Here is a 21,630-nt window from a genome sequence, read left to right as displayed (position 1 = left end):
AAAACGATGTCGAGCGAGTTAATGCTGATACTGGGTTTCCTGGTGTTCATATTTCTCATGATGGCTATTGACCTGGGTTTATTCGGCAAGTCGAATAAACCGGTATCTATTAAACAGGCCAGTATCATGAGCGGGGTATGGGTTGCACTGGCATTAGGCTTTTACCTGCTGATATATAACTGGGGCGATATGTTGCACCATGTAGATAGCATGGCCCGCCTGCAGCAGATCAATACCGATCATTTGCACCGCCTTAAGCTTAATCCCGCCGATTTTACCGGTAGCCTTGCTTTGTACCGCAAAAACCTGGCGCTGGAGTTTATTACGGGTTATGTTATTGAGTACGCATTGTCGGTTGATAATATCTTTGTTATCGTACTCATCTTTACTGCTTTCGCGGTTAACCCCAAATACTATCACAAAGTATTGTTATGGGGTATCATTGGCGCGGTAGTGATGCGTTTCCTGTTCATTTTTGTGGGGGCATCACTCATTACACACTTCCATTGGGTGATGTATATCTTTGGGGCATTTTTGGTGTATACGGGCATAATGATGTTTGTTAACCGCAACAAAGAAGAAGAGATTGACCCCGGGAACCATGCCGTAGTAAAATTCGCCTCAAAATATTTCGCTGTGCATCCCAAATTCGAGGGCGGCAAATTCTTTATAAAAATAAACGGCAAAAAGCTGATCACCCCGCTGTTTCTGGTGCTGCTGATCATCGAGGTAACCGACCTTGTTTTCGCGGTCGATTCTATCCCTGCTATCTTTTCGGTTACAAAAGATCCTTATATCGTGTTCTTCTCCAATATCTTCGCCATTCTGGGTTTGCGGTCGATGTTCTTTCTACTGGTTAACATTATCGATAAGTTCCACTACCTCAAAACCGGTCTGGCCGTACTGCTGGCCTTTATCGGCATCAAAATGCTGGCAGGGGAATATGCCGAAGCGATCGGACTTACCACTATGCGTTCGCTGCTGGTCATTTTGGCTATACTGGCAATAAGTGTAGCGGCATCACTGGTATTCCATAAAAAGAAGCATGCTTAGTTAGCTTTCTCCTTAGCGATATACAACAGGAAATTTAATTTGATATTTTTTCTGTGCATACGTATATTTGATAGTATAAACACACGTGTGAAATGACAACAAAACTCACCTTAACAATGGAAGACGGGGTAATTAACTCCGCTAAAAAATACGCGCGGGAGCAGGGAAAGAGTTTATCGGATATTGTAGAAAACTATTTAAAATCGATAGCTGCGCCGGAAGAACAGGCTGAAGAATTATCGCCCAAAGTAGCTCGGTTGATGGGCATAATTACATTGCCCGAAGACTTTGATCACAAGAAAGAAATGGGTAACCTGTTAATGAAAAAATACAAGTAACTTGTATGAAGCACATTTTTCTGGATACCAATGTTGTAATAGATTTTTTAGCTAATAGGCAACCCTTTGCATTGGCTGCCGCTAAGCTTTTCAACGTGGCCATTGAAAACAAAAGTAAAATATACATATCAGCGGTATCCTATAATAACATTTATTACATATTACGCCGGTCGTTATCAGGCGATGTTACAATAGCTATGCTTGCGGAACTGGCCAGTATGACAGCGATAGTGGACGTGACCGACACGGTCATTAGGCAGTCGTTAAAAACTGATTTTAAGGATTACGAAGATGCCATTCAGTATTACTGTGCGCTTAGCATCCCCGAAATTGATGTTATAGTGACCCGCAATACAAAAGATTATAAAAAAAGTAGCATAGCGGTCTTAACCCCAATTGAAGCAATAAACGCTATTGGATAAAGCCTCTTATAAACCTCCGTGACCTTTGTGTCTCTCCCACTGTGCCCTTTGCGGCTAAATCGCCACCCCTGCTTCCGCCTTTCCCACAAAAACCGTATTTTTGCAGCCTTATGAGTACATCTAAAACGTATCAGCCCAAACAAGCCGAAGACAAATGGTATAGCTATTGGTTAAACAATGGATTTTTCCGCTCCGTTCCCGACGAGCGCGAGCCTTACACTATTGTTATCCCTCCGCCAAATGTTACCGGTGTGCTGCACATGGGCCACATGCTGAATAACACCATCCAGGATGTACTGATACGCCGTGCCCGCATGAAAGGCAAAAACGCCTGCTGGGTACCGGGAACCGACCACGCCAGTATTGCTACCGAGGCAAAGGTGGTTGCCATGCTGAAGGAGCGCGGCATCAACAAAAAAGACCTGAGCCGCGGGGAATTTTTAAGCTACGCCTGGGAGTGGAAGGAGAAGTACGGCGGTATCATCCTTGAACAGTTGAAAAAGCTGGGCGCATCCTGCGATTGGGAGCGTACCCGTTTTACCATGGACGATGACCTGAGCGATGCCGTTATCGATACGTTTATCCACCTGTATAAAAAAGGATTGATCTATCGTGGCGTGCGCATGGTAAACTGGGACCCGCAAGGTAAAACAGCTGTTAGCGACGAGGAAGTTATCCGTAAAGAAGTTAACCAGAAACTTTATTATATCAACTATAAAATTGTTGGGTCGCAAAGCGGCAGGTATATCACCATTGCCACTACCCGTCCCGAAACAATTATGGCCGATGCGGCCATCTGTATTAACCCTAACGACGAGCGTTATACCCATCTGCACGGCAAAAAGGTAATGATCCCGCTGATCGGCAGGGAGATACCGGTAATACTGGATGAGTACGTAACCATGGATTTTGGTACAGGCTGTTTGAAAGTTACCCCGGCGCATGATCTGAACGACTACGAGCTGGGTCAAAAACATAACCTGCCGGTTATCGATATCCTGAACGATGACGGCACACTGAACGCCAATGCCCAGATACTGGTAGGCGAGGAGCGTTTTGCCGCCCGTAAAAAGATCGCCGCGCTGCTGGATACTGCCGGTTCGCTGGAAAAGGTTGAGGACTATAAATCGCAGATTGGGTTTAGCGAACGTACCGACGCGGTTATCGAACCCAAGCTATCTATGCAATGGTTCTGCAAGATGGAGGAAATGGCCAAACCCGCGCTTGATTATGTACTGAAAGGCGATATCAAGTTGATCCCCGATAAGTTCATCAATACCTACCGCCACTGGATGGAGAACGTTAAGGATTGGTGTATCAGCCGCCAGTTATGGTGGGGGCAGCAAATACCGGCCTGGTACAATGGCGACGGTAAATTTGTAATTGCTAAAACACAAGCCGAAGCTGTGCAGGAATTTAAAAATGCCGGTTTAAGCTTTGAAAATATCCGTCAGGATGAGGACGTATTGGATACCTGGTTCTCAAGCTGGTTATGGCCGATATCGGTATTTGATGGTTTTAAGGACCCTAACAATGCCGACATCAGCTATTATTACCCGACCAACGATTTGGTAACCGCGCCCGAGATCTTATTCTTTTGGGTTGCGCGCATGATCATGGCCGGGCACGAGTTCCGTGGCGAACTGCCGTTCAGGAATGTTTATCTGACGGGTATCGTTCGCGATAAGCTGGGCCGTAAGATGTCGAAGCAATTAGGTAATTCACCCGACCCTATCGACTTAATGAATGAATTTGGCGCCGATGGGGTACGTGTTGGGATGCTGTTGTGCTCGCCTGCCGGTAACGATTTGATGTTCGACGAGAGCTATTGCAAGCAGGGCAGCGCCTTTGCCAATAAGGTTTGGAATGCCTTTAACCTGATAAAGGGCTGGGAACCGGATGATAGTTTGCCCGCGACAAACCAGGTTGCTATAGCGTGGTTTAAAAGCCGCTTTAGCCAGGCTTTGGGCGAGATAGAAAATAACTTTGCGCAATATCGCCTGTCGGAAGCTTTGATGGATACCTATAAACTGGTATGGGACGACTTTTGCGCCTGGTACCTTGAAATGGTAAAACCTGCTTACCAGGCCGGTGTGGAGAAGCAAAAAATTGACAGGGAAACCTACGAAACTACTATTGGCCTGTTTGCCGATGTGTTTAAAATATTGCACCCTTTTATGCCATTTATTACCGAAGAATTATGGCATGATGAACTGTTTGGCGAGCGCATCACTGCCGATTGCTGCATTGTGGCGCAATTACCCGCCATTGGGGAAATTGATACACAGCTAACTGCCGGTGTTGAAGTGGTTAAGCAACTGGTAACCGAGATCCGCAACACACGCAGCAGCAAGGGTATGTCGCCTAAGGAGAGCCTGGCTTTAATGGTGAAGGCTAACTCTGGTATTAATTACGATCCGTTTAAAGCAATTATTACCAAACTTGGAAACATAAGCGAGATCACTTTTGTTACCGATGCTGTAGCGGGCGCATCAAGCTTTTTGGTAGGAACAGACGAGTTTTATATTCCATTGGGCAGCAATATAGATGTAGCGGCCGAGCGTGAGCGCCTGGAAAAGGAGATAGCATACCTGCAGGGTTTGCTGCGATCAATTGAGGGAAAGCTGAGTAACGAGCGCTTTATGCAAAACGCTAAACCGGAAATTGTACAAAACGAATTAAAGAAGAAGGCGGATACTGAAGCGAAAATTAAAATTCTAACTGATAATTTAAACGGGTTGGCAAACTAATTGCATTAAAGCTGGGATGTACAGCAGATATTAATTTTTATTTTATATTTAAAAATTGTTGTTGCAACCTGCAAATGAAGAAAAAGCCCAATTTCTTTAATATTTTCCTAAGGAACATCCTATCGCCGGAGCAATCCATGCTGGATGAGGCTCGTATCCGTTTGCTGTATTATGGCTTGTTTTTGGCAGCCGTGGCATTAGCGGCGTTAACCATTAATGTTTTCTTACAACACCAGGTTGTTTTTACATCTATTGCCTGTATTTTACTGATCTGCGTTGTCCTGCTGTTTAAATATTTAACGTGGATACCTAACTGGCGCTTTATATCGCATACCTTGCTGATACTGGCCCTGGTGGTTAACCTGTTAGATGTTTTTATCATCATCCAAAACGTCGATATCATCTCCATCCAGGTTATTATCCTGTCGGTGCTGTTCAGCTTTTATATGTTGGGGCAAAGATGGGGCTTGTTCTACTCGCTGGCTAACCTGATACCGGTACTGGCCTTTATGGTGTTTGAATACGGCAACAGCTATTTCATTTCCTTTAAGCCCGAAAAAGTTGATCAGTCGACCATTATCATCAGCATACTGGCCAACTTCATCATGATCATTTATATCCACAGCCACTTTTACAACGCCTTTATCAATAATATACGCAAGCTAAATGAAACCAGCCAGGAGCAGGGGCGTCTGAACGCGGCTTACCAGGTATCGATAGAAAAGGCCGAAAAATCATCGCATGCCAAATCGGAGTTTTTGAGCACCATGAGCCACGAGATCCGTACGCCGCTTAACGCCGTGATCGGGATGACCAATTTGATGCTGATGAGTAATCCACGGGCCGATCAGTTGGATAACCTGGATATCCTGAAGTTCTCGGCCAACAACCTGCTGTCTATCGTAAACGACGTGCTGGACTTTAACAAGATAGAATCGGGCAAGGTAGAGTTTGAAAAGATCAAGTTTAACCTGGTTGAACTGATGGGTAATATTTGCGGCGGACAGATCATCAAGGCAGAGGAAAAAGGCCTGAAGTTTTACCTGGATGTGGATAACCGCCTGAAAAGCAAAGTACTGTTTGGCGACCCTACCCGCATCACCCAGATCATTTTTAACCTGGTGAGCAATGCGATTAAGTTTACGCAGCAGGGCAATATTTGGGTAAGGGTAACATCGCTGGGCGACAGGCACAACACACTTACGGTTAACTTCACAGTAAAGGATACAGGTATTGGTATTGCGGAGGATAATATGGAGGCCATATTCGAGCCCTTCACACAGGAATCTATCACTACCACCCGTCAGTACGGTGGTACTGGTTTAGGTTTAGCCATTGTAAAACGCCTGCTTGAACTGCAAAATATACAAATGCACGTAACCAGTAAGGTGGGTGCCGGGTCCGAATTCTCGTTTAATATGGAGTTCCCGGTATCAACCGAAAAAACGGTGGAAGCCGCTGTCGCTCAACCAGCACAGGATGCGGCTGGATATGTTAATGCCGGTTTACAGATATTGATTGCCGAAGATAACCCGGTTAACGTGATGCTGATGAAGAAGCTGTTTAGCAAATGGGGCATTGTACCCACCTTTGCCGATAATGGCGAACATGCCATTGAACTGGTGCAATACGGCAACTTCAACATCGTATTGATGGACCTGCAAATGCCGGTAATGAACGGTTTCGACGCCGCCATAGAAATACGCAAAATGCCCGACCCTAAAAAGGCCAATATCCCCATTATTGCCCTAACGGCATCGGCCTTGTTCGATATCAAAGAAAAAGTATACGATTCGGGTATGAACGATTACGTATCCAAACCCTTCAAGCCGGATGAACTGAAGGAGAAGATCTTTTCCCTGGTAGAAGCGGTGTAGTTTCATCGACTATGGATTATTTCAAACTCCTGTAATCCTCCCGCGCGGGGCTAAAAATATCGATCAGCCTGCAATCTGTAATAGCTACACCACCGTGTTCCACATTTGAGGGGATGATGCAGTATTGGCCTTTATCCAAATTTCGCGGTTCGCCGTTGATGGTCATCTCAAAAATGCCATCTATTACAAACGACATTTGTTCGTGTATGTGCCGGTGCAGCGGCACCGAGCAGCCTGCCGCCACCTCTATAAAGTTTACGGTATTGGTATCGGTATGTATCAGTTTAGAAAAAAAGCCGGGAGCAATTTCCTTTACAACGATATCATCAAAATTAAAAAATACAGGGTTTTCCATATTGAGGGTTTAAAGCTAAGATAATAACATTGGCGCATGTTACGTTAAACATTGCTCAAAACAAATTACGGCCATTGTGGCTTGTAATTATATATTACATTAATAAAAGAACAAAGTATGGCATTGCGCGATATAAAAAAACTAAATAAAGGTAAAGCAAACCTGTCCGAACATCACCACTACGACCTGAGCGTGATGAAGCCCTTTGTTAAATTTGGCATCGGCGCCATGGGCGCCATCACACATACGCTTATCGGCATCGTAAAATCGATCCCTAAACCGTATGATGACGATGATAAGCGGGGCAATAATAAGATCATCAAAATTTAATTGTGGGGTGTTAATTATTCAAAATTTTCCTTTTCGTTTGGGTTAATTATAGGTAGCTTTATAACCCCGAAAATGCATTTGGTGCTTGCCAGCCTAATTTTTGAATCTTTTGATAAGTTGTTTATAAACAATATGTTTTGTTAACACATCCTGTTAACATCATGTTAATATTGATGCTTTTTATGTAGATATCTTGTTGGTAAATAGTGCGTTATCATACTGAACAATAAATTTAACTATCCGTTATTTTATTGTTGTTTTATTGATGGATAAAAGCACTGTTATTTATGAACGCCTTTTATAAAAAACTTACCCAATTTGGTACGCTGGTGCATCATACCAGCCACGAAAAAAAATTGGATATGGCCAACTACTTTACGGTAATGCACCCGGCACATCCCATAATTATGGATGAAGAGGATACCCGCCCCGCCATCCGTTTTAAGGAGCGCTGTCCGCAATCGGTTAAGCGCGAAGTGGCTGCATTGTGGAAGACGGTGTTCGGTTAGTGGTTCATAGCTAATGGTTCATAGTTCATAGCGATCTGACGTTATAGAAGTTGCCATGAACAATGAACTATTAGCCATGAACTCATAAACTTCACAGCTTCTTTACCTTTCTACTACAATTCCCGGCGAGCGATTTTGTATCTTTGTGCCATCAAAAAACAATTTCAGATTATTTAATGAAGGTATTTATTTCAGGACTGCCCCTGCAAGTTGGAGAAGGGGAATTAACAGAGGTTTTTAGTGATTTCGGGCCGGTAAAATCGCTCCGCATTATTAAAGATCATCAAACAAAGCAAAGCAAAGGCTTTGGTTTTGTTGAAATGGTGAACGAGGATGAAGCCAAGGAAGCCATTAAATACATGAACGGACAACGTTATTATGACAACATTATCCGTGTTAACATTGCCGACGACAAGGGCCCCCGCCCAAGCAACGGCGGCGGTGGCAATGGCCGCAAACCCAGGTTTTAAACCTGTTTAGCTATTATTTTATTTTTCTAAATATTAAGCCGGCACCGTCCGGCTTTTTTTGTGCAATTAAAAGTTTGTCATTTCGAACGAACCATGCGGTTGGGAGTGCGGTTGCGTGAGGAGAAACTTATCACGCGTACAAGATCTCTCTTTCGTACGCCCGCTCAATTCCATCGCTGCTCTATCTAAATGACAAGTTGAGTATAAAGATGGATCACTCTTCCTCATAAACAATTTTCACCTGCACGTGCAGATCATCGTTTATGCGGGCAAATTGTTTGGGGTTGCGGGTAAAGTCGGGGTCGGTATCCAGGTATATCTCGGTTACCTTAACTATCTGTGGGTCAAATTCGTTCCCCGTCCGGTAATTATACGCGTCGTGAGTTTCTAAGTATTCTTTTATATGCTGGTATTCCCTGCCGGTTACCATAATGGTCTTTTCTGCCTTCATTTCTTAATTTAATTGTCCCTGTTAAATTATTCCTTTGTAAATATAGTGTTGCGACCGGCTTGTTTCAAAACCAATTGTTTTTTTGCCGGGTCAAATTCTGCAATAATACCTGCCTTTGTAAACTCAAATAAATTTACGCCGATTGGTGTAACCGGGAACGAACCTTGCCCGGTAGCCTGTAGCATCAGTGTGGTATTATCTTTGGTTACAGTTATCTTTAATGGCACTCCCGGACTGGCATATACGCCGAGGTATTTATCCAGATCGGTGCTGCTTAGCTTAATGTCGGCCTCCTTTTTGGTGAATAAGGTGGTATGGCCGCTTTGCTTCAGGGTCATTTGCTTTTTAGTTGCGTCAAACTCCATCACAATATTTGCGGCTGTAAATTCAAATACTGTCGACGAGATTGCCGTCAACGGGAAGGCGCCCTGCCCGGTAGCCTGCGCGGTTAAGGTATTGCCGTTTTTGCTTACCGCAATAACCAGCGGGAATCCCGGACTGGCATATTCGCCCAGGAATTTGTCCAGGTCCTCGCTTTTAATATTGGCGGTTTTAAAATTGGGGATAGCGTATGGTTTGTTAAAATAAATACCGATAGCCCCCTGGATGATCTCGGCGCCAGCGCCCGCGTCGGCATTGTGGATATAGCATATCGCCATTTCATCAGCCGGGAAATAGATCACCTGCGAACCAAAACCATCTATGCCGCCCGTATGGCCGAAGCCCGTTTTACCAATAACTGGATAGCGGAACATTCCCATGCCAAAGCCCTCCTTTATGGTTTGCATCATGGCGACATGCTCCTTGTTGATGATCTTCCCGGCAAACAATGCCTCGATAAAATGGTCGAGATCTGTCGCGGTGGATACCATTGCACCGGCGCCGCCCGGGATGCTCATATCGGTTTGGGTCTCACTTATCCATGGTGCACCTGCCTTGTAAGAGTGCGCCTCATGATCAGCGGTGTTGATCTTGCCGCCATAATAAGTATCCTTTAAACCTATCTTATCCACCACGCGCTTCTTCACCAGCTCTGGATATGGTGTTTTAGTGATCTTTTCGGCAATGTATCCCAGCAGCACAAAATTGGTATTGCTGTAATCGGCCTTGCTGTCAGGCTCAAAGTCGGATGTTTGCTTCGCGATGATGGCCAGCATTTCATCATGAGTTTTAGGCTGGGTCATATAAGAAAGATAAGCAGCATCATTAGTAAAGTTATGCAAACCACTACGGTGTTGTAGCATCATACCGATAGTAATTTTAGATGCATTGGGCAACTGCGGATAAAAGGCAGCCAGTTTGGTATCCAGCGTAAGCTTACCTTCCTCTACCAATTGAAAGATAAGGCAGGTAGTAAACATTTTGCTGATGGAACCGATACGATACTTGGTTTCAGGCGTAGCCTGGATCTTCTCGGGATATGCGGCATAGCCGATAGCATGCCGGTAAACAATTTTACCATTATGTGTGATGGCCAAGCTGCCCATGCCCTTATTATTGGCATTCACTGCATCCAACAGACTATCCATTTTGGCAGTATTGAAGCTTTGCGCATAAGCACCGCCAACCAAAAGCAGCAGCGATATGCAAAGAAGGGGTATCTTTCTAAATTTCATGATGAAGAGATTGAGGTACAGGCAAAGGAACTGTTTTTAAGTCTTCAACCCAAACAAATAAAACGAAAAGAAATTCCTTAATGACCAATGACTAACTCAAGATATCCGCTATCTCATCAAAGCCCTTTTCCTTAGCCATATCGGCCGCGGTTTTGCCACCTTCCATACGGATGTTCACTTCGGCACCATGTTCCAATAGCAGGATCAGGATATCGGCATTGCCATTTTGCGCGGCCGAATGCAGGGGAGTAGCGCCGGCCTGTTGTTTAACGTTAACCTGTGCCCCGGCATTAACCAGCGCGCGGGTGATATCGGCATAATTACCAGCTACAGCCGAGTGGATAGGGAACACATGGAAACCATTGTTTGATGGCAGGTTAACATCGGCTCCTTTCATGATCAGGTAGCGCGCCACCTCGGCCTGGCCAAAATAGCAGGCCAGCCCCAACGGTGTAAATCCATCGGGCGCAAAGTCATCAACCGAATCGGGGTGGTTACCGATAATATAAGCCACCACATCAAACTTACCCACGGCCGCGGCTTCAAACAAGTTCACCTCGTCTACATACTTCAGCAACAGGGCAGATACATCCGGCTTCCTAAAATAACACGATAACATCAGCGGCGAAACCCCATGACTGGTTTGCGCCTTAGCCAGCGCCGGGTGTTCACTTAACAAGGTGTTAATGCCATTTAAGTTATTAGCGGCTATGTATTCTTCCAGTAGTTCGGTGTTCATTAATTCAATATTACGAAATTGTGATGGAGAATTAACCACAGTGGTTATAAAGATTTTCCACAACAAGTCTGAAAATACCCCTTCATACAGCACAAAAAATTCTGCAAAGCAGGCGTTTGCTGTTTAGTAGCCGCATACCAGGTACGCGGCGCTATAATATCTGGCAACGGTCGGCTTACAATGTTGCGTGTTTGCAGGTAGGGTTTAATTACCATATCACTCATCACCGCCACACCTAAATTGGCAGCTACCATATCCATAGCGGCATCGGTATAATGGATGCGGTGCCAGTGGCGGGGTTTTACCTGCAGTTCCTTCATCATGGCATCAAAAAGGGGGGTATCCTGGTACGATGGATCGTAGATGGCCAGTATCACTTCCTCATCGTGGAAATCGGTGAAATCAATAACTTCTTTTTTCGCCAGCGGATGATCAGCCGACATGACGGCCACCAGTTGGTCTTCAAAAACCTTTTCATACTGTATCAGCGTATTCACCATTTGGGTGCGGACTATACCCAGATCAATATCACCCCGCAACAGATATTCCAGCGGGCGCTGGGTGGCTTCGGCTACTATCTGGATATTGATATCGGGCCAGCGGCTGCGGAAATCCTTAATAATGGCTGGCAGCCAATGGTACGAAGTATAGCTTTGCATGCTGATACTCAGTTTACCCACCTGCCCGTTTTTAAAGTTACTGATATCTTCCTCCAGCGACCGGATCTCGGCCAGGATCTTCTTGGCGCTCTGCAAAAAGCGGTCGCCTTGTTCGGAAAGTAATAAACGCTTACCTTGGCGTTGAAAAACCTCGACCCCCATTTCACGTTCCAGTTCTTTCAGTTGATGGCTCAGGGCCGATTGGGTAAGGTGCAGGCTTTCGGCGGCTTTGGTAAGGGTACCTTCTTTGTTAATGGTATCAACCAAACGGAAATGGTGCAGCGCGATATTCATAGCCGGTTAATGGTTTACTGACGTATTTGTCATATCATGAAATAAACTAATAGTATCTACAAAAATAATTCATTTTTTTCATGCATTGCATACATTTACATTTGCCGCGTACTTTCTACACTACCCCTACATGAAAAAACATTCATTCTGTGTTTTTTTAGTTTTAGCGGGTTGTTTTTTTGCTTTTAATGCCCACGGGCAAAAAGTGCTCACCATGAAAGAGGCTATACAAACAGCCTTAGATAATTATGGCACCATAAAAGCCAAAGCCAGCCAGCTAAATGCTTCAAAAGCATACTTAAAGGAAACAAAATCAGAGTACCTGCCCGATCTGAACATTTCGGCACAGCAGGATTACGGAACTATTAACGGACAGAACGGCCCGCTTTACGGCTACCGCGGCTTAAACTCGGCAGCATCAGGCCCGGCACTGAACAACCAGAACTGGAACTCGGCCTTTGGGGCCTTGTACCTGGGCAACATCAACTGGGATTTTTTCACTTTTGGCCGCGCTAAGGAAAAGATCAAAGTGCAGCAATCAGTAGTAAACCTGAACGAAACCGATCTGGTGCAGGAACAATTTCAGCACGAAGTGCGTGTGGCAGGCGCTTATCTTAATTTGCTGGCTGCTCAGCGATTGACCAAATCGCAGGAGAATAACCTGGCCCGCGCGCAGGAACTTACCCGCGTGGTGGTTGCCCGCGTAAAGAACGGCCTGAATGCCGGTGTGGATAGCTCGTTGGCCAATGCCGAGGTATCTAACGCTAAAATAGCGTTGACCCGTGCGCAGGATGTAGAACAGGAGCAAGCCAATATACTGGCGCAATACCTGGGTATCCCGGCGCAGCCCTTCGCGCTCGATAGCATTTTTGTAAGCTCGGCACCAAAATCGGTTAATCAGGCAGCGGCGCTTGCGGTGCAAAACCATCCCTTACTTAAATTTTACGAAAACCGCATTGGCGTAAGCGATGAGCAGGCTAAATACTATAAAACCTTCTCGTATCCAACCTTTAGTTTATTTGGGGTGATGCAGGGCCGCGGATCGGGCTTTAAGTATGATTACGGCACCAACACCAGCGATTATACCCATAGCTATGGTGCCGGTGTCGATCCAACCCGCTACAATTACCTGTTCGGGGTAGGGATGATCTGGAACCTGACCAACCCGCTACGGGTGAAATACCAGGTACAATCACAAAAGTATACTTCGCTGCAATATAAGGATGAGTACGATGTGGTAAGTCAACGATTGATCGCTCAGCAAAGCCTGGCCGAAAGCCGCATCAGCAACGCTATGAAAAACTACCGGGAAGCGCCGGTACAGGTAAAAGCCGCCGGCGATGCCTACCTGCAAAAAAATACGCTATATAAAAACGGCTTGTCAAACATTGTAGATGTTACCACGGCGCTGTTTACCCTTAACCGTGCCGAAACGGACCGCGACATTGCTTATAACAATGTGTGGCAGGCCATGCTGTACAAGGCTGCCGCCACCGGCGATTTTGGCATCTTTATCAATAATTTTTAACAATAAGCAGCAGGAATAAAACATGGGAATGATAAAAGGCGCATTGCAGAAACCCATAACCATACTGGTTATTGTGGCTGGTCTGTTCTTCTTCGGGATAGGCGCTGTCCGTACAATTAAGATCGACATTTTTCCGGACCTTAACCTTCCGGTTATTTATATTTCGCACCCTTACGGTGGTTTCACGCCCGATCAGATGGAGTCGTACTTTGGGCGGCAGTATGTTAACTTACTGCTGTACGTATCAGGTGTAAAAAGCATCGAGACCCGTAACATCCAGGGTTTAACGCTATTAAAACTTACTTTTTACGAAGGCACCAACATGGCGCAGGCGGCAGCGGAGGTGTCGACCTTTAGCAACAGGGCCCAGGCTATTTTCCCCAACGGCTCGCAACCGCCGTTCATTATCCGGTTCGATGCTTCAACGCTGCCGGTAGGGCAGCTGGTATTAAGCAGCAGCAAGCGCACCAACAACGAATTGATGGACATGGCTAACGTTTACGTACGCAGTTCGTTCAGTTCTATTCCAGGTTTGATATCGCCCGCGCCATTTGGTGGCAACGTGCGCAGTATCCTGATCAAAGCCGACCCCGAACTGTTACGTTCGCACAACCTAACACCCGATCAGTTAGTGGCAGCCCTTCGCGATAACAACCAGACATCGCCGGCGGGTAACGTACGCATTGGCGATTACAACTACCTAACACCAACCAACACGGGCGTAAAAAATATTGCCGATTTTGGCGATATCCCTTTATATAAAAATGGCGTGCAAACCGTATTTATGCGCGATGTAGCTACTATAGAAGATGGTGCCGATATCACCACCAGCTTCGCGCTGGTTAACGGCAAGCGTTCGGTTTACCTGCCCATCACCAAATCGGCCGACGCGTCGACCTGGGAGGTGGTGCAAAACCTGAAAAAGAATATCCCCAAATTTCAGGCCCTGCTACCCGAGGATGTGAAGATCTCGTACGTGTTCGATCAATCTGTTTACGTAATTAATTCGGTAAAAAGTTTGGTAAGCGAGGGTGCTATCGGCGCGATATTAACCGGCTTGATGGTTCTGTTGTTTTTGGGCGACAGGCGTGGTGCCTTGATCGTGATCATCACCATACCTATCTCTATCATATCGGGTATCTTGTTTTTGAACCTGTTCCATCAAACCATCAATATCATGACCCTAAGCGGCCTTTCGCTGGCAGTAGGTATTTTGGTGGATGAATCGACGGTGACGATAGAGAATATACACCAGCACTTTGATATGGGTAAGCCCAAGGCCCTGGCCATTTGGGATGCCTGTAAGGAGATCGCCTTTCCTAAATTGTTGATCCTGTTTTGTATCCTGGCGGTATTTGCCCCGGCCTTCACCATGAAGGGTATCCCCGGCGCGCTGTTCCTGCCACTGGCTTTAGCTATCGGGTTCTCCATGATCATATCGTACCTGCTGGCGCAAACCTTTGTGCCGATAATGGCCAACTGGATCATGGTCAATAAGCACGAGCATGCCAACTACCTTAACGAAGCCGTGGCACAGGAAGAAGATGATACCTGGGACCAGAAGAAGATTTTGGTTGAACACCCCGAAGTTGGTGCCGATGGCAAGATCAGCAAGTTCGATCGTTTCAGGCAGCGGTATATGCGCTTTATGGATAGGATGCTGCCAAACCGTAAAGCTATTGTAGCAGTTTATGTATTGGGCGCTATCGCCGTGGTGGCATTGCTGATTACCACTATTGGCCGCGATGTATTGCCTAAGGTAAACTCGGGTACATTCCAGGTGCGTTTGCGCGCGCCGGATGGTACACGTTTGGAGCGTACTGAGATCATGACGCTGAACACGATTAAAGTACTGGAAGGGATCGTCGGTAAGGAAAACATCGAGATCACATCGGCGATGGTGGGGCAGCACCCGGGGCAATTCTCAACCAGTCCTATCTATCTTTTCATGGCCGGTCCGCAGGAAGCGGTTTTACAGGTAAATCTTAAAGAGGATTATAAGGTAGACCTTGACGACCTGAAGGAAAAGATCCGTGCCGAAGTAAAAAAGAAAATGCCGCAGGTAAATATGTCGTTCGAGCCAATTGAGTTGACCGACAAGATCCTGAGCCAGGGTTCGCCGACACCGGTAGAGGTGGTTATCGGCAGCAAAAACAAAAAGCAGAACGCCGCCTATGCTTATAAGGTGATGGATAAACTAAAAAAGATCCCATACCTGCGCGATGTGCAGTTGGGGCAATCCATCAACTACCCGGCCATCAATATCAATATCGACAGGATCCGTGCCGCGCAGTTAGGGGTAGGGGTGAGCGAGATCTCGCGTTCATTAACCGCGTCTACCTCGTCATCGCGTTTTACCGAAAAGAACGTTTGGATAGACCCGAAGGTGGGCCTGAGCTACAGCGTACAGGTAGAAGTGCCCGAATATCAGATGGCCAGCAAGTCGAATATCAGCGAGATACCTTTGCTAAGTAATAATCCGCGCCCGGTTTTAGGTGATGTGGCTGATATTAAAGAGGGTATCACCAACGGCGAGAATGACGATATCGGTTCGTTGCCTATCCTCACCGTTACCGCCAACCTGAATAAGATGGACCTGGGCACCGCCAATAACGATGTGCAAAAGGCCATTAAAAGCCTTGGTGAATTACCACGTGGGTTAAATGTTTATACACGCGGTTTAACCAGTACGTTAACCGATACACTGGATAGTTTGCAGAACGGCCTGTTAGTAGCGGTTGTGGTGATCTTCCTGATGCTGGCGGCTAATTTCCAGTCGTTCAAAGTATCGCTGGTGGTATTGTCCACGGTTCCCGCAGTACTGCTGGGTTCGTTAGTATTGTTAAGATTAACGGGCGCTACGCTCAACCTTCAATCGTACATGGGTATGATCATGTCGGTAGGGGTGTCCATCGCCAACTCGGTGCTGCTGATCACCAATGCAGAAGAACTACGCAAGCATAATGGCAATGCCCTACAGTCAGCCCGCGAAGCGGCTGCCCTGCGTTTGCGCCCCATCCTGATGACCAGTGTGGCCATGATCGTTGGTATGATACCCATGGCATCAGGCCTGGGCGAGGGTGGCGACCAGACATCGCCCTTAGGCCGCGCGGTTATTGGCGGCCTGCTGGCATCAACCTTTGCCGCTTTGTTAATTTTACCATTGGTATTTGCCTGGGTACAGGGCAATGCCTCCACCCAATCGGTATCCTTAGATCCGGAAGATAAAGACAGTAAATTTTATATACCCCTGCATCATCATGAAAAATAAACATATCACAACTGTATTAGCGCTGGCAGCAGCCCTTACCATATTATCGTCCTGCGGTTCGGGCAAAAAAGAAAAAGCCGAAGCCGCGGACAGTGCATCGGCAGCGCCGGCGGTTATTGAGACCATTACGGCCGAAAAAGGCAAACTAAGCACCAGCCTTCAGGTACCGGGCGAACTGACCGCTTATCAGCAGGTGGAATTATACGCCAAGGTAAACAGCTACGTTAAGAAAATGCTGGTTGACGTTGGCTCGCAGGTGCAGGCCGGCCAGTTATTGGTAAGCCTTGAAGCGCCCGAGATCAACTCGCAACTGTCGGCGGCTAAATCGCGCATCGCGCAGCAGCAGGCTATTTACCTGGCCAGTAAAGCCAATTACGAGCGTTTGCTGAATACCAGCAAAACACCAGGAACGGTTTCGCAAAACGACCTTGACCAGGCCGAGGCCCGCAAAAACGCCGACTATGCTAACGTAGAGGCGGCTAAATCAGCATCGGAAGAGGTAACTGCAAATCGCAATTATTTAGAGATCCGCGCGCCGTTTGATGGCGTGATCAGTGCCCGTAATGTAAACCTGGGCGCCTACGTTGGTCCATCCGGCAAAGGCGGCCCGCTGCTGGTATTGCAGCAGCAAAACAAACTGCGTTTGGTGATATCTATCCCCGAATCATCAACCGGTGGCCTGAGCACTAAAGACGAGGTGAGTTTTACCGTACGTTCGTTGCCTAATCAAACCTTTAAAGCCAAAGTGGCCCGTTTAGCCGGCGCGCTGGATGAAAAACTGCGCTCAGAGCGTTTAGAAATGGATGTGCAGAACAATAATAAAAAACTGCTGCCCGGTATGTATGCCGAAGTAAACCTGCCACTGCCCGGCCGCGACAGCGCCTTTGTGATCCCGAAGACCGCGCTGGCCATATCAACCGAAAAAGTATTTGTGATACGTGTGGTTAACCACAAAGCCGAATGGGTAAACGTGCAAAAGGGCCTGCAGGCCGGCGATAAAGTAGAAGTTTACGGCGATCTGAAACCCGGCGATATATTAGTGAAAAATGCCAACGACGAGATCCGAGATGGACAGGATGTAAACGATAAGAAGTAAAGTGCCCTCGTTTATTTACCTACAAAGCCCCGGAGGGAAACTCCGGGGCTTTGGTATTTATACGTATTTTGTGTTTTCTTAAAACAAATTTTTAGTTAAATCATTAACTTTAAACTGTTCGCTAAATTAACACTTCGTCAACCTATGGACCGAAAGTTTAACCGTAACCTGCAAATCGGGTATGGGTTTTCTATTGCTATGTTATTACTGGTAGGGGTGGTATCCTACAAAACGGTGGTTAGCTTGCTTGATAGCAACCATTCTATGTCGCGTAGCGCTATGGTGATCCAAAAACTGGAGAAAGCTCTGTCGCTGATGAAGGACGCCGAAACCGGGCAGCGCGGTTACTTGCTTACCGGGCGTAAAGAGTTTTTGACGCCATATAACGGTGCCCCCCGCGAGGCACTGAAACTGGTGGATGAAGCTCAAAAACACACAACTGACAATGCGGACCAACAGCGTAATATAGGTCATGTGCGCGATGTGATGGTTCAGCGTATGTCTATCCTGCAAGCCATGATAGAAAAGCGCGATAGAGGCGATGTGATGAACGATAACGATTTTTATGCCGGTAAGGCCGCTATGGACGAACTGCGCACCGCGGTAGATCGTGCTGAAAAAGCAGAACAGGCGCTGTTGAAGGAGCGTACCGGCCGTTTTCAAACCTTTACTACACTTACTCCTATATTTATCATTGTGGCGCTTGCTGTGGCGATGATCATAGCCGTAGTATCCTATTTTAGGGTGATGGCCGATGTGCGCGAAAAGGACCGCCTGAATAATGACCTGCTGTTGCAGCAACAGGAAACCGCCGCCATAAACGAAGAACTGACCGCTGCCAACGAAGAAATAAGTGCGGGTAATGAAGAATTGATTGCTATAAACGAGGAACTGGTAGAAGCCCGCGAGGAATTGCAAAGCCTGAACGACTCGCTTGAGCAAAAAGTGGCCGAACGCACCCGTGCCCTGGCCGACAGCGAAGAGGACACCCAGGCGCTGAACGAAGAACTGACAGCGATGAACGAAGAATTGTTATCGACCAACGAGGCACTGGCCGATAGTAAGCGCGTTATTGAAAAAAGTGAAAAACTTTTTAGCACCATTGCCGGGAATATCCCTGGTTCGCTGATATTGGTGGTAGACAAGGATCATAAACTTTTAGCCGCCGAAGGCGACCTGCTGGAACGATTTGGCTTCCAGGAAAATAATTTGGTAGGCAAAGTGGTAAAAGATGTGTCGCCCCCCGAACGTTATGAGGCCAGTAAACCCCTGTACGACCGCATGTTTACCGGTGAACAGATCAGGGTGGAACGCAAGGACTATGACGGATATGATTACCAGGTAGATTTTGTGCCACTGTTTGATGATGACAACGAAGTTTATGCCGGCCTGGTAATAGCGCAGGATATATCGGATATGAAGGGTGCCGAAGAACGCAGCGCCAAACTGGCATCGATAGTGGAATCATCAGACGATGCGATATTGAGTAAATCGCTGGAGGGTATTATCACCAGCTGGAACCGCGGCGCCCAGCGTATGTTTGGCTATACGGAAGCAGAAATGGTAGGGCAATCGATACTGAAACTGATACCCGAAGAGCGGCAGGACGAAGAACCGGTGATCCTCTCGAAACTGCGGAATGGTGAGCGGGTGGATCATTTTGAAACCAAACGTTTAACCAGCGATGGCCGGCAGATAGATGTATCGCTAACCATTTCGCCTATCCACGATGCTTCGGGCGCGGTAATTGGGATATCGAAAATTGCCCGGGATATTTCTGAGCAAAAGCTGGACGAACAACGCAAGAACGATTTTATTGGGATGGCCAGCCACGAGTTGAAAACGCCCTTAACTTCGCTTTCGGCCCTGATCCAGGTGTTGAATATGAAGCTGCACAATAATGAAGACGCCTTTGTTCCATCGGCATTAGAAAAAGCCAACACTCAGGTGCGTAAAATGAGCAGCATGATCAATGGCTTCCTGAATATATCAAGGCTGGAATCGGGTAAATTACAAATAGAAAAACGCCCGTTTGAACTGAACGCTCTGATTGATGAAATGATCGGTGAAATTAAACTGACCGTCGCGTCGCATACTTTTGTTTTTGAACCCCAGGGTGATTTGAAGGTTGATGCCGATCCGGATAAGATAGGGTCGGTAATATCCAACTTGCTCTCAAACGCGGTAAAATATTCGCCTAAGGGCAAACTGGTAACTGTGAGTGCCGAAGTTATAGGTAACGAAGTGCAGGTAAGTGTAAAGGATGAAGGCATGGGCATTAAACCCAACGATATGCCGCACCTGTTCGACAGGTATTACCGGGTAAACAGCGAACACACCCGCAATATTTCAGGTTTTGGAATAGGCCTGTACCTCAGCGCCGAGATCATCCATCGTCATGATGGCCGCATTTGGGCCGAAAGCGAAAAGGGGGTGGGTTCTACGTTTTATTTTACGCTGCCGTTGTGATAATTATCATTCCGTGATTGAGGTACGAAGCAATCTCTACATACAGGGGGCGGCTTTGCAAAGTCCTGAGCATAGCTTAGAGATTGCTTCGTACCTCGCAATGACGGGAGCGTTTTACCTTGCCCACTTCCCAAACTCGTGATACTTGCGGATGCTGATGCTCACCTTATCGCCCACTTTATATTTACCCTTAGCCATATTCAGCACGCGGACGCTTACCTGCTTGTATTCTACAATCAGCTCCTCGTAAATGCCTTTAAAAAATATCCGGCTTATTAGCCAGCTGTTGGCAATACCCTTGCTCACCTTTACATCTTCGGCATAAACAACTACACTGCCGCGGCGCGATGTAATGCCGCAAACCCTGGCCTGCGCCGGGCTTAGCTGGGTACAACTGGCCAGTATCAGTGCGGTGTAAAGTAGTTTGGGTTCCTCGTAAAGTTCAAACGGGTTGCCGCTTTCTACTATCTCGCCCTCTTTTATCACGATCAGTTGATCGGCCATGGAGAGTAGTTCGGCCGGATCGTGCGATACCAGGATAGCAGTAATGCCCATTTTGGTAACAATGGTGCGGATATCCTGCTGCAGGCCCTCCCGAAAACGGGCATCAACCTGGTTAAAAGGCTCATCTAACAATAATACTTCAGGTGTACTGATGAGCGCCTTGGCGATGGTAACACGTTGCTTTTCGCCGCCGCTTAGTTTACTAAAAATCTGGTCGTGAAGGTGCTGGATGCTCCAACTGCTCAGCGCTTCGGTTACTTTTTTGGTTTCGTAATGCAGGTCTTTATCACTTAACCCGGCTTTTACGTTTTCCCAAACGGTGGCGTTCAGGTCCATTTCGTAGTGGTCCTGCGTCAGGAATTTAATGTGGCGGTGTACCTCCTGCCGGGCGTTCTCACGGTCGGGCAACAGCTCCTGGTGAAAAAACACATCGCCGGAATCGGGTACCATTTTGCCCGATAACAGGTTGAGCAGGGTGGTTTTACCGCTGCCGCTTTCGCCTACAATGCCGGTTATTTTACCCCGCGGAATAAACAGCGTAATATTATTAACGCCCGACGATTTATTACCAAAAAAATTCTTGGTAATGTTAATGGTCTCAATTATCAGTTCATCCTTCATGGCTTGTCGGCGGGTGCAATGTTCACATGCCTAAACTATAAAATATCATTGGCGTATGGAAACGGGATGTGATTTTTTGGTGTTGCGCTGTTCCGCGTTGGATAGGAGAGGAAAGCCCGGAGCGTGTAAGGGTTTGCGCACAGGCAAAGCGAGGACTTGGAACGGATAGCCCGGGCCGCAGGCAACGCCCATTTAGTCATTGGTCATTAGTCATTTCACTGCGCTGTCATTAGGTCATTGCCCGTGCAAATCCTGTAATCGTGTGAATCTGCTTAATC

Annotated in this window: 18 protein-coding genes; 12 read left to right on the top strand and 6 right to left on the bottom strand. The window is 46.8% G+C overall.

The features are described 5' to 3' along the window. Positions 1-6: 6 nt before the first annotated feature. The 5 genes from HQ865_RS15165 to HQ865_RS15145 all read left to right on the top strand — a co-directional run bounded on the left by HQ865_RS15165 (position 7) and on the right by HQ865_RS15145 (position 6,440). Positions 7-1,053 (top strand): TerC family protein, encoded by a 1,047-nt coding sequence (locus HQ865_RS15165; protein ID WP_173415705.1) that lies wholly within the window; start codon positions 7-9, stop codon positions 1,051-1,053. Positions 1,054-1,145: 92 nt separating this feature from the next. Beyond that, entirely contained in the window at positions 1,146-1,391 is a 246-nt protein-coding gene (locus HQ865_RS15160; protein WP_173415704.1) for a DUF6364 family protein, read from the top strand. A 5-nt stretch (positions 1,392-1,396) separates the two neighbouring features. After that, positions 1,397-1,813: a type II toxin-antitoxin system VapC family toxin gene (locus HQ865_RS15155; RefSeq protein ID WP_173415703.1), complete on the top strand. Its 417-nt coding sequence runs from the start codon at positions 1,397-1,399 to the stop codon at positions 1,811-1,813. Between the two features lie 110 nt (positions 1,814-1,923). Then, a complete protein-coding gene (locus tag HQ865_RS15150) occupies positions 1,924-4,563 on the top strand; it encodes a valine--tRNA ligase (RefSeq protein WP_173415702.1) in 2,640 nt (879 codons plus the stop codon). A 74-nt stretch (positions 4,564-4,637) separates the two neighbouring features. After that, positions 4,638-6,440, top strand: coding sequence for an ATP-binding protein (locus HQ865_RS15145; RefSeq protein WP_173415701.1), 1,803 nt, complete (start codon positions 4,638-4,640; stop codon positions 6,438-6,440). A gap of 16 nt (positions 6,441-6,456) precedes the next feature. Here HQ865_RS15145 and HQ865_RS15140 read toward each other — a convergent pair whose 3' ends face one another. Beyond that, positions 6,457-6,795, bottom strand: coding sequence for a cupin domain-containing protein (locus tag HQ865_RS15140; protein ID WP_173415700.1), 339 nt, complete (start codon positions 6,793-6,795; stop codon positions 6,457-6,459). A gap of 117 nt (positions 6,796-6,912) precedes the next feature. On the opposite strand from HQ865_RS15140, the gene HQ865_RS15135 reads away from it, so the two are divergent. The 3 genes from HQ865_RS15135 to HQ865_RS15125 all read left to right on the top strand — a co-directional run bounded on the left by HQ865_RS15135 (position 6,913) and on the right by HQ865_RS15125 (position 8,104). After that, complete coding sequence (locus tag HQ865_RS15135; protein ID WP_173415699.1) at positions 6,913-7,125, top strand: hypothetical protein; 213 nt, start codon at positions 6,913-6,915, stop codon at positions 7,123-7,125. Positions 7,126-7,412: 287 nt separating this feature from the next. Continuing rightward, positions 7,413-7,634, top strand: coding sequence for a hypothetical protein (locus HQ865_RS15130; RefSeq protein WP_173415698.1), 222 nt, complete (start codon positions 7,413-7,415; stop codon positions 7,632-7,634). A gap of 176 nt (positions 7,635-7,810) precedes the next feature. Then, positions 7,811-8,104 carry an RNA recognition motif domain-containing protein gene (locus HQ865_RS15125; protein WP_173415697.1) on the top strand — a complete coding sequence of 98 codons (294 nt, stop codon included), beginning with the start codon at positions 7,811-7,813 and terminating at the stop codon, positions 8,102-8,104. 214 nt (positions 8,105-8,318) lie between these two features. On the opposite strand, the gene HQ865_RS15120 is transcribed toward HQ865_RS15125, so the two are convergent. From HQ865_RS15120 to HQ865_RS15105, 4 genes are all read right to left on the bottom strand, one after another. After that, positions 8,319-8,555, bottom strand: coding sequence for a hypothetical protein (locus HQ865_RS15120; RefSeq protein WP_173415696.1), 237 nt, complete (start codon positions 8,553-8,555; stop codon positions 8,319-8,321). Between the two features lie 26 nt (positions 8,556-8,581). Beyond that, positions 8,582-10,171, bottom strand: a complete 1,590-nt coding sequence (locus HQ865_RS15115; RefSeq protein WP_173415695.1) for a serine hydrolase domain-containing protein — start codon at positions 10,169-10,171, stop codon at positions 8,582-8,584. A gap of 91 nt (positions 10,172-10,262) precedes the next feature. Next, positions 10,263-10,910 carry an ankyrin repeat domain-containing protein gene (locus tag HQ865_RS15110; protein WP_173415694.1) on the bottom strand — a complete coding sequence of 216 codons (648 nt, stop codon included), beginning with the start codon at positions 10,908-10,910 and terminating at the stop codon, positions 10,263-10,265. A gap of 44 nt (positions 10,911-10,954) precedes the next feature. Then, entirely contained in the window at positions 10,955-11,863 is a 909-nt protein-coding gene (locus HQ865_RS15105) for a LysR family transcriptional regulator (protein ID WP_173415693.1), read from the bottom strand. Between the two features lie 214 nt (positions 11,864-12,077). Between HQ865_RS15105 and HQ865_RS15100 the strand changes: the two genes are divergently transcribed. From HQ865_RS15100 to HQ865_RS15085, 4 genes are all read left to right on the top strand, one after another. Beyond that, positions 12,078-13,391: a TolC family protein gene (locus HQ865_RS15100; RefSeq protein WP_237073477.1), complete on the top strand. Its 1,314-nt coding sequence runs from the start codon at positions 12,078-12,080 to the stop codon at positions 13,389-13,391. A gap of 22 nt (positions 13,392-13,413) precedes the next feature. Next, complete coding sequence (locus HQ865_RS15095) at positions 13,414-16,662, top strand: efflux RND transporter permease subunit (protein ID WP_173415691.1); 3,249 nt, start codon at positions 13,414-13,416, stop codon at positions 16,660-16,662. Beyond that, complete coding sequence (locus tag HQ865_RS15090; RefSeq protein ID WP_173415690.1) at positions 16,652-17,758, top strand: efflux RND transporter periplasmic adaptor subunit; 1,107 nt, start codon at positions 16,652-16,654, stop codon at positions 17,756-17,758. Before HQ865_RS15095 ends, HQ865_RS15090 begins: the two co-directional genes overlap by 11 nt. Before the next feature lie 144 nt (positions 17,759-17,902). After that, entirely contained in the window at positions 17,903-20,227 is a 2,325-nt protein-coding gene (locus HQ865_RS15085; protein ID WP_173415689.1) for a PAS domain S-box protein, read from the top strand. Positions 20,228-20,341: 114 nt separating this feature from the next. Here the strand turns inward: HQ865_RS15085 and HQ865_RS15080 are convergent, their stop codons facing one another. Further along, complete coding sequence (locus HQ865_RS15080) at positions 20,342-21,352, bottom strand: ABC transporter ATP-binding protein (protein ID WP_173415688.1); 1,011 nt, start codon at positions 21,350-21,352, stop codon at positions 20,342-20,344. Positions 21,353-21,630: the final 278 nt, after the last annotated feature.

The organism is Mucilaginibacter mali (assembly GCF_013283875.1).
Taxonomy (GTDB): domain Bacteria; phylum Bacteroidota; class Bacteroidia; order Sphingobacteriales; family Sphingobacteriaceae; genus Mucilaginibacter; species Mucilaginibacter mali.
The sequence above is the reverse complement of the archived record's forward strand: the minus strand, read 5'-3'. Positions and strand labels throughout refer to the sequence as shown.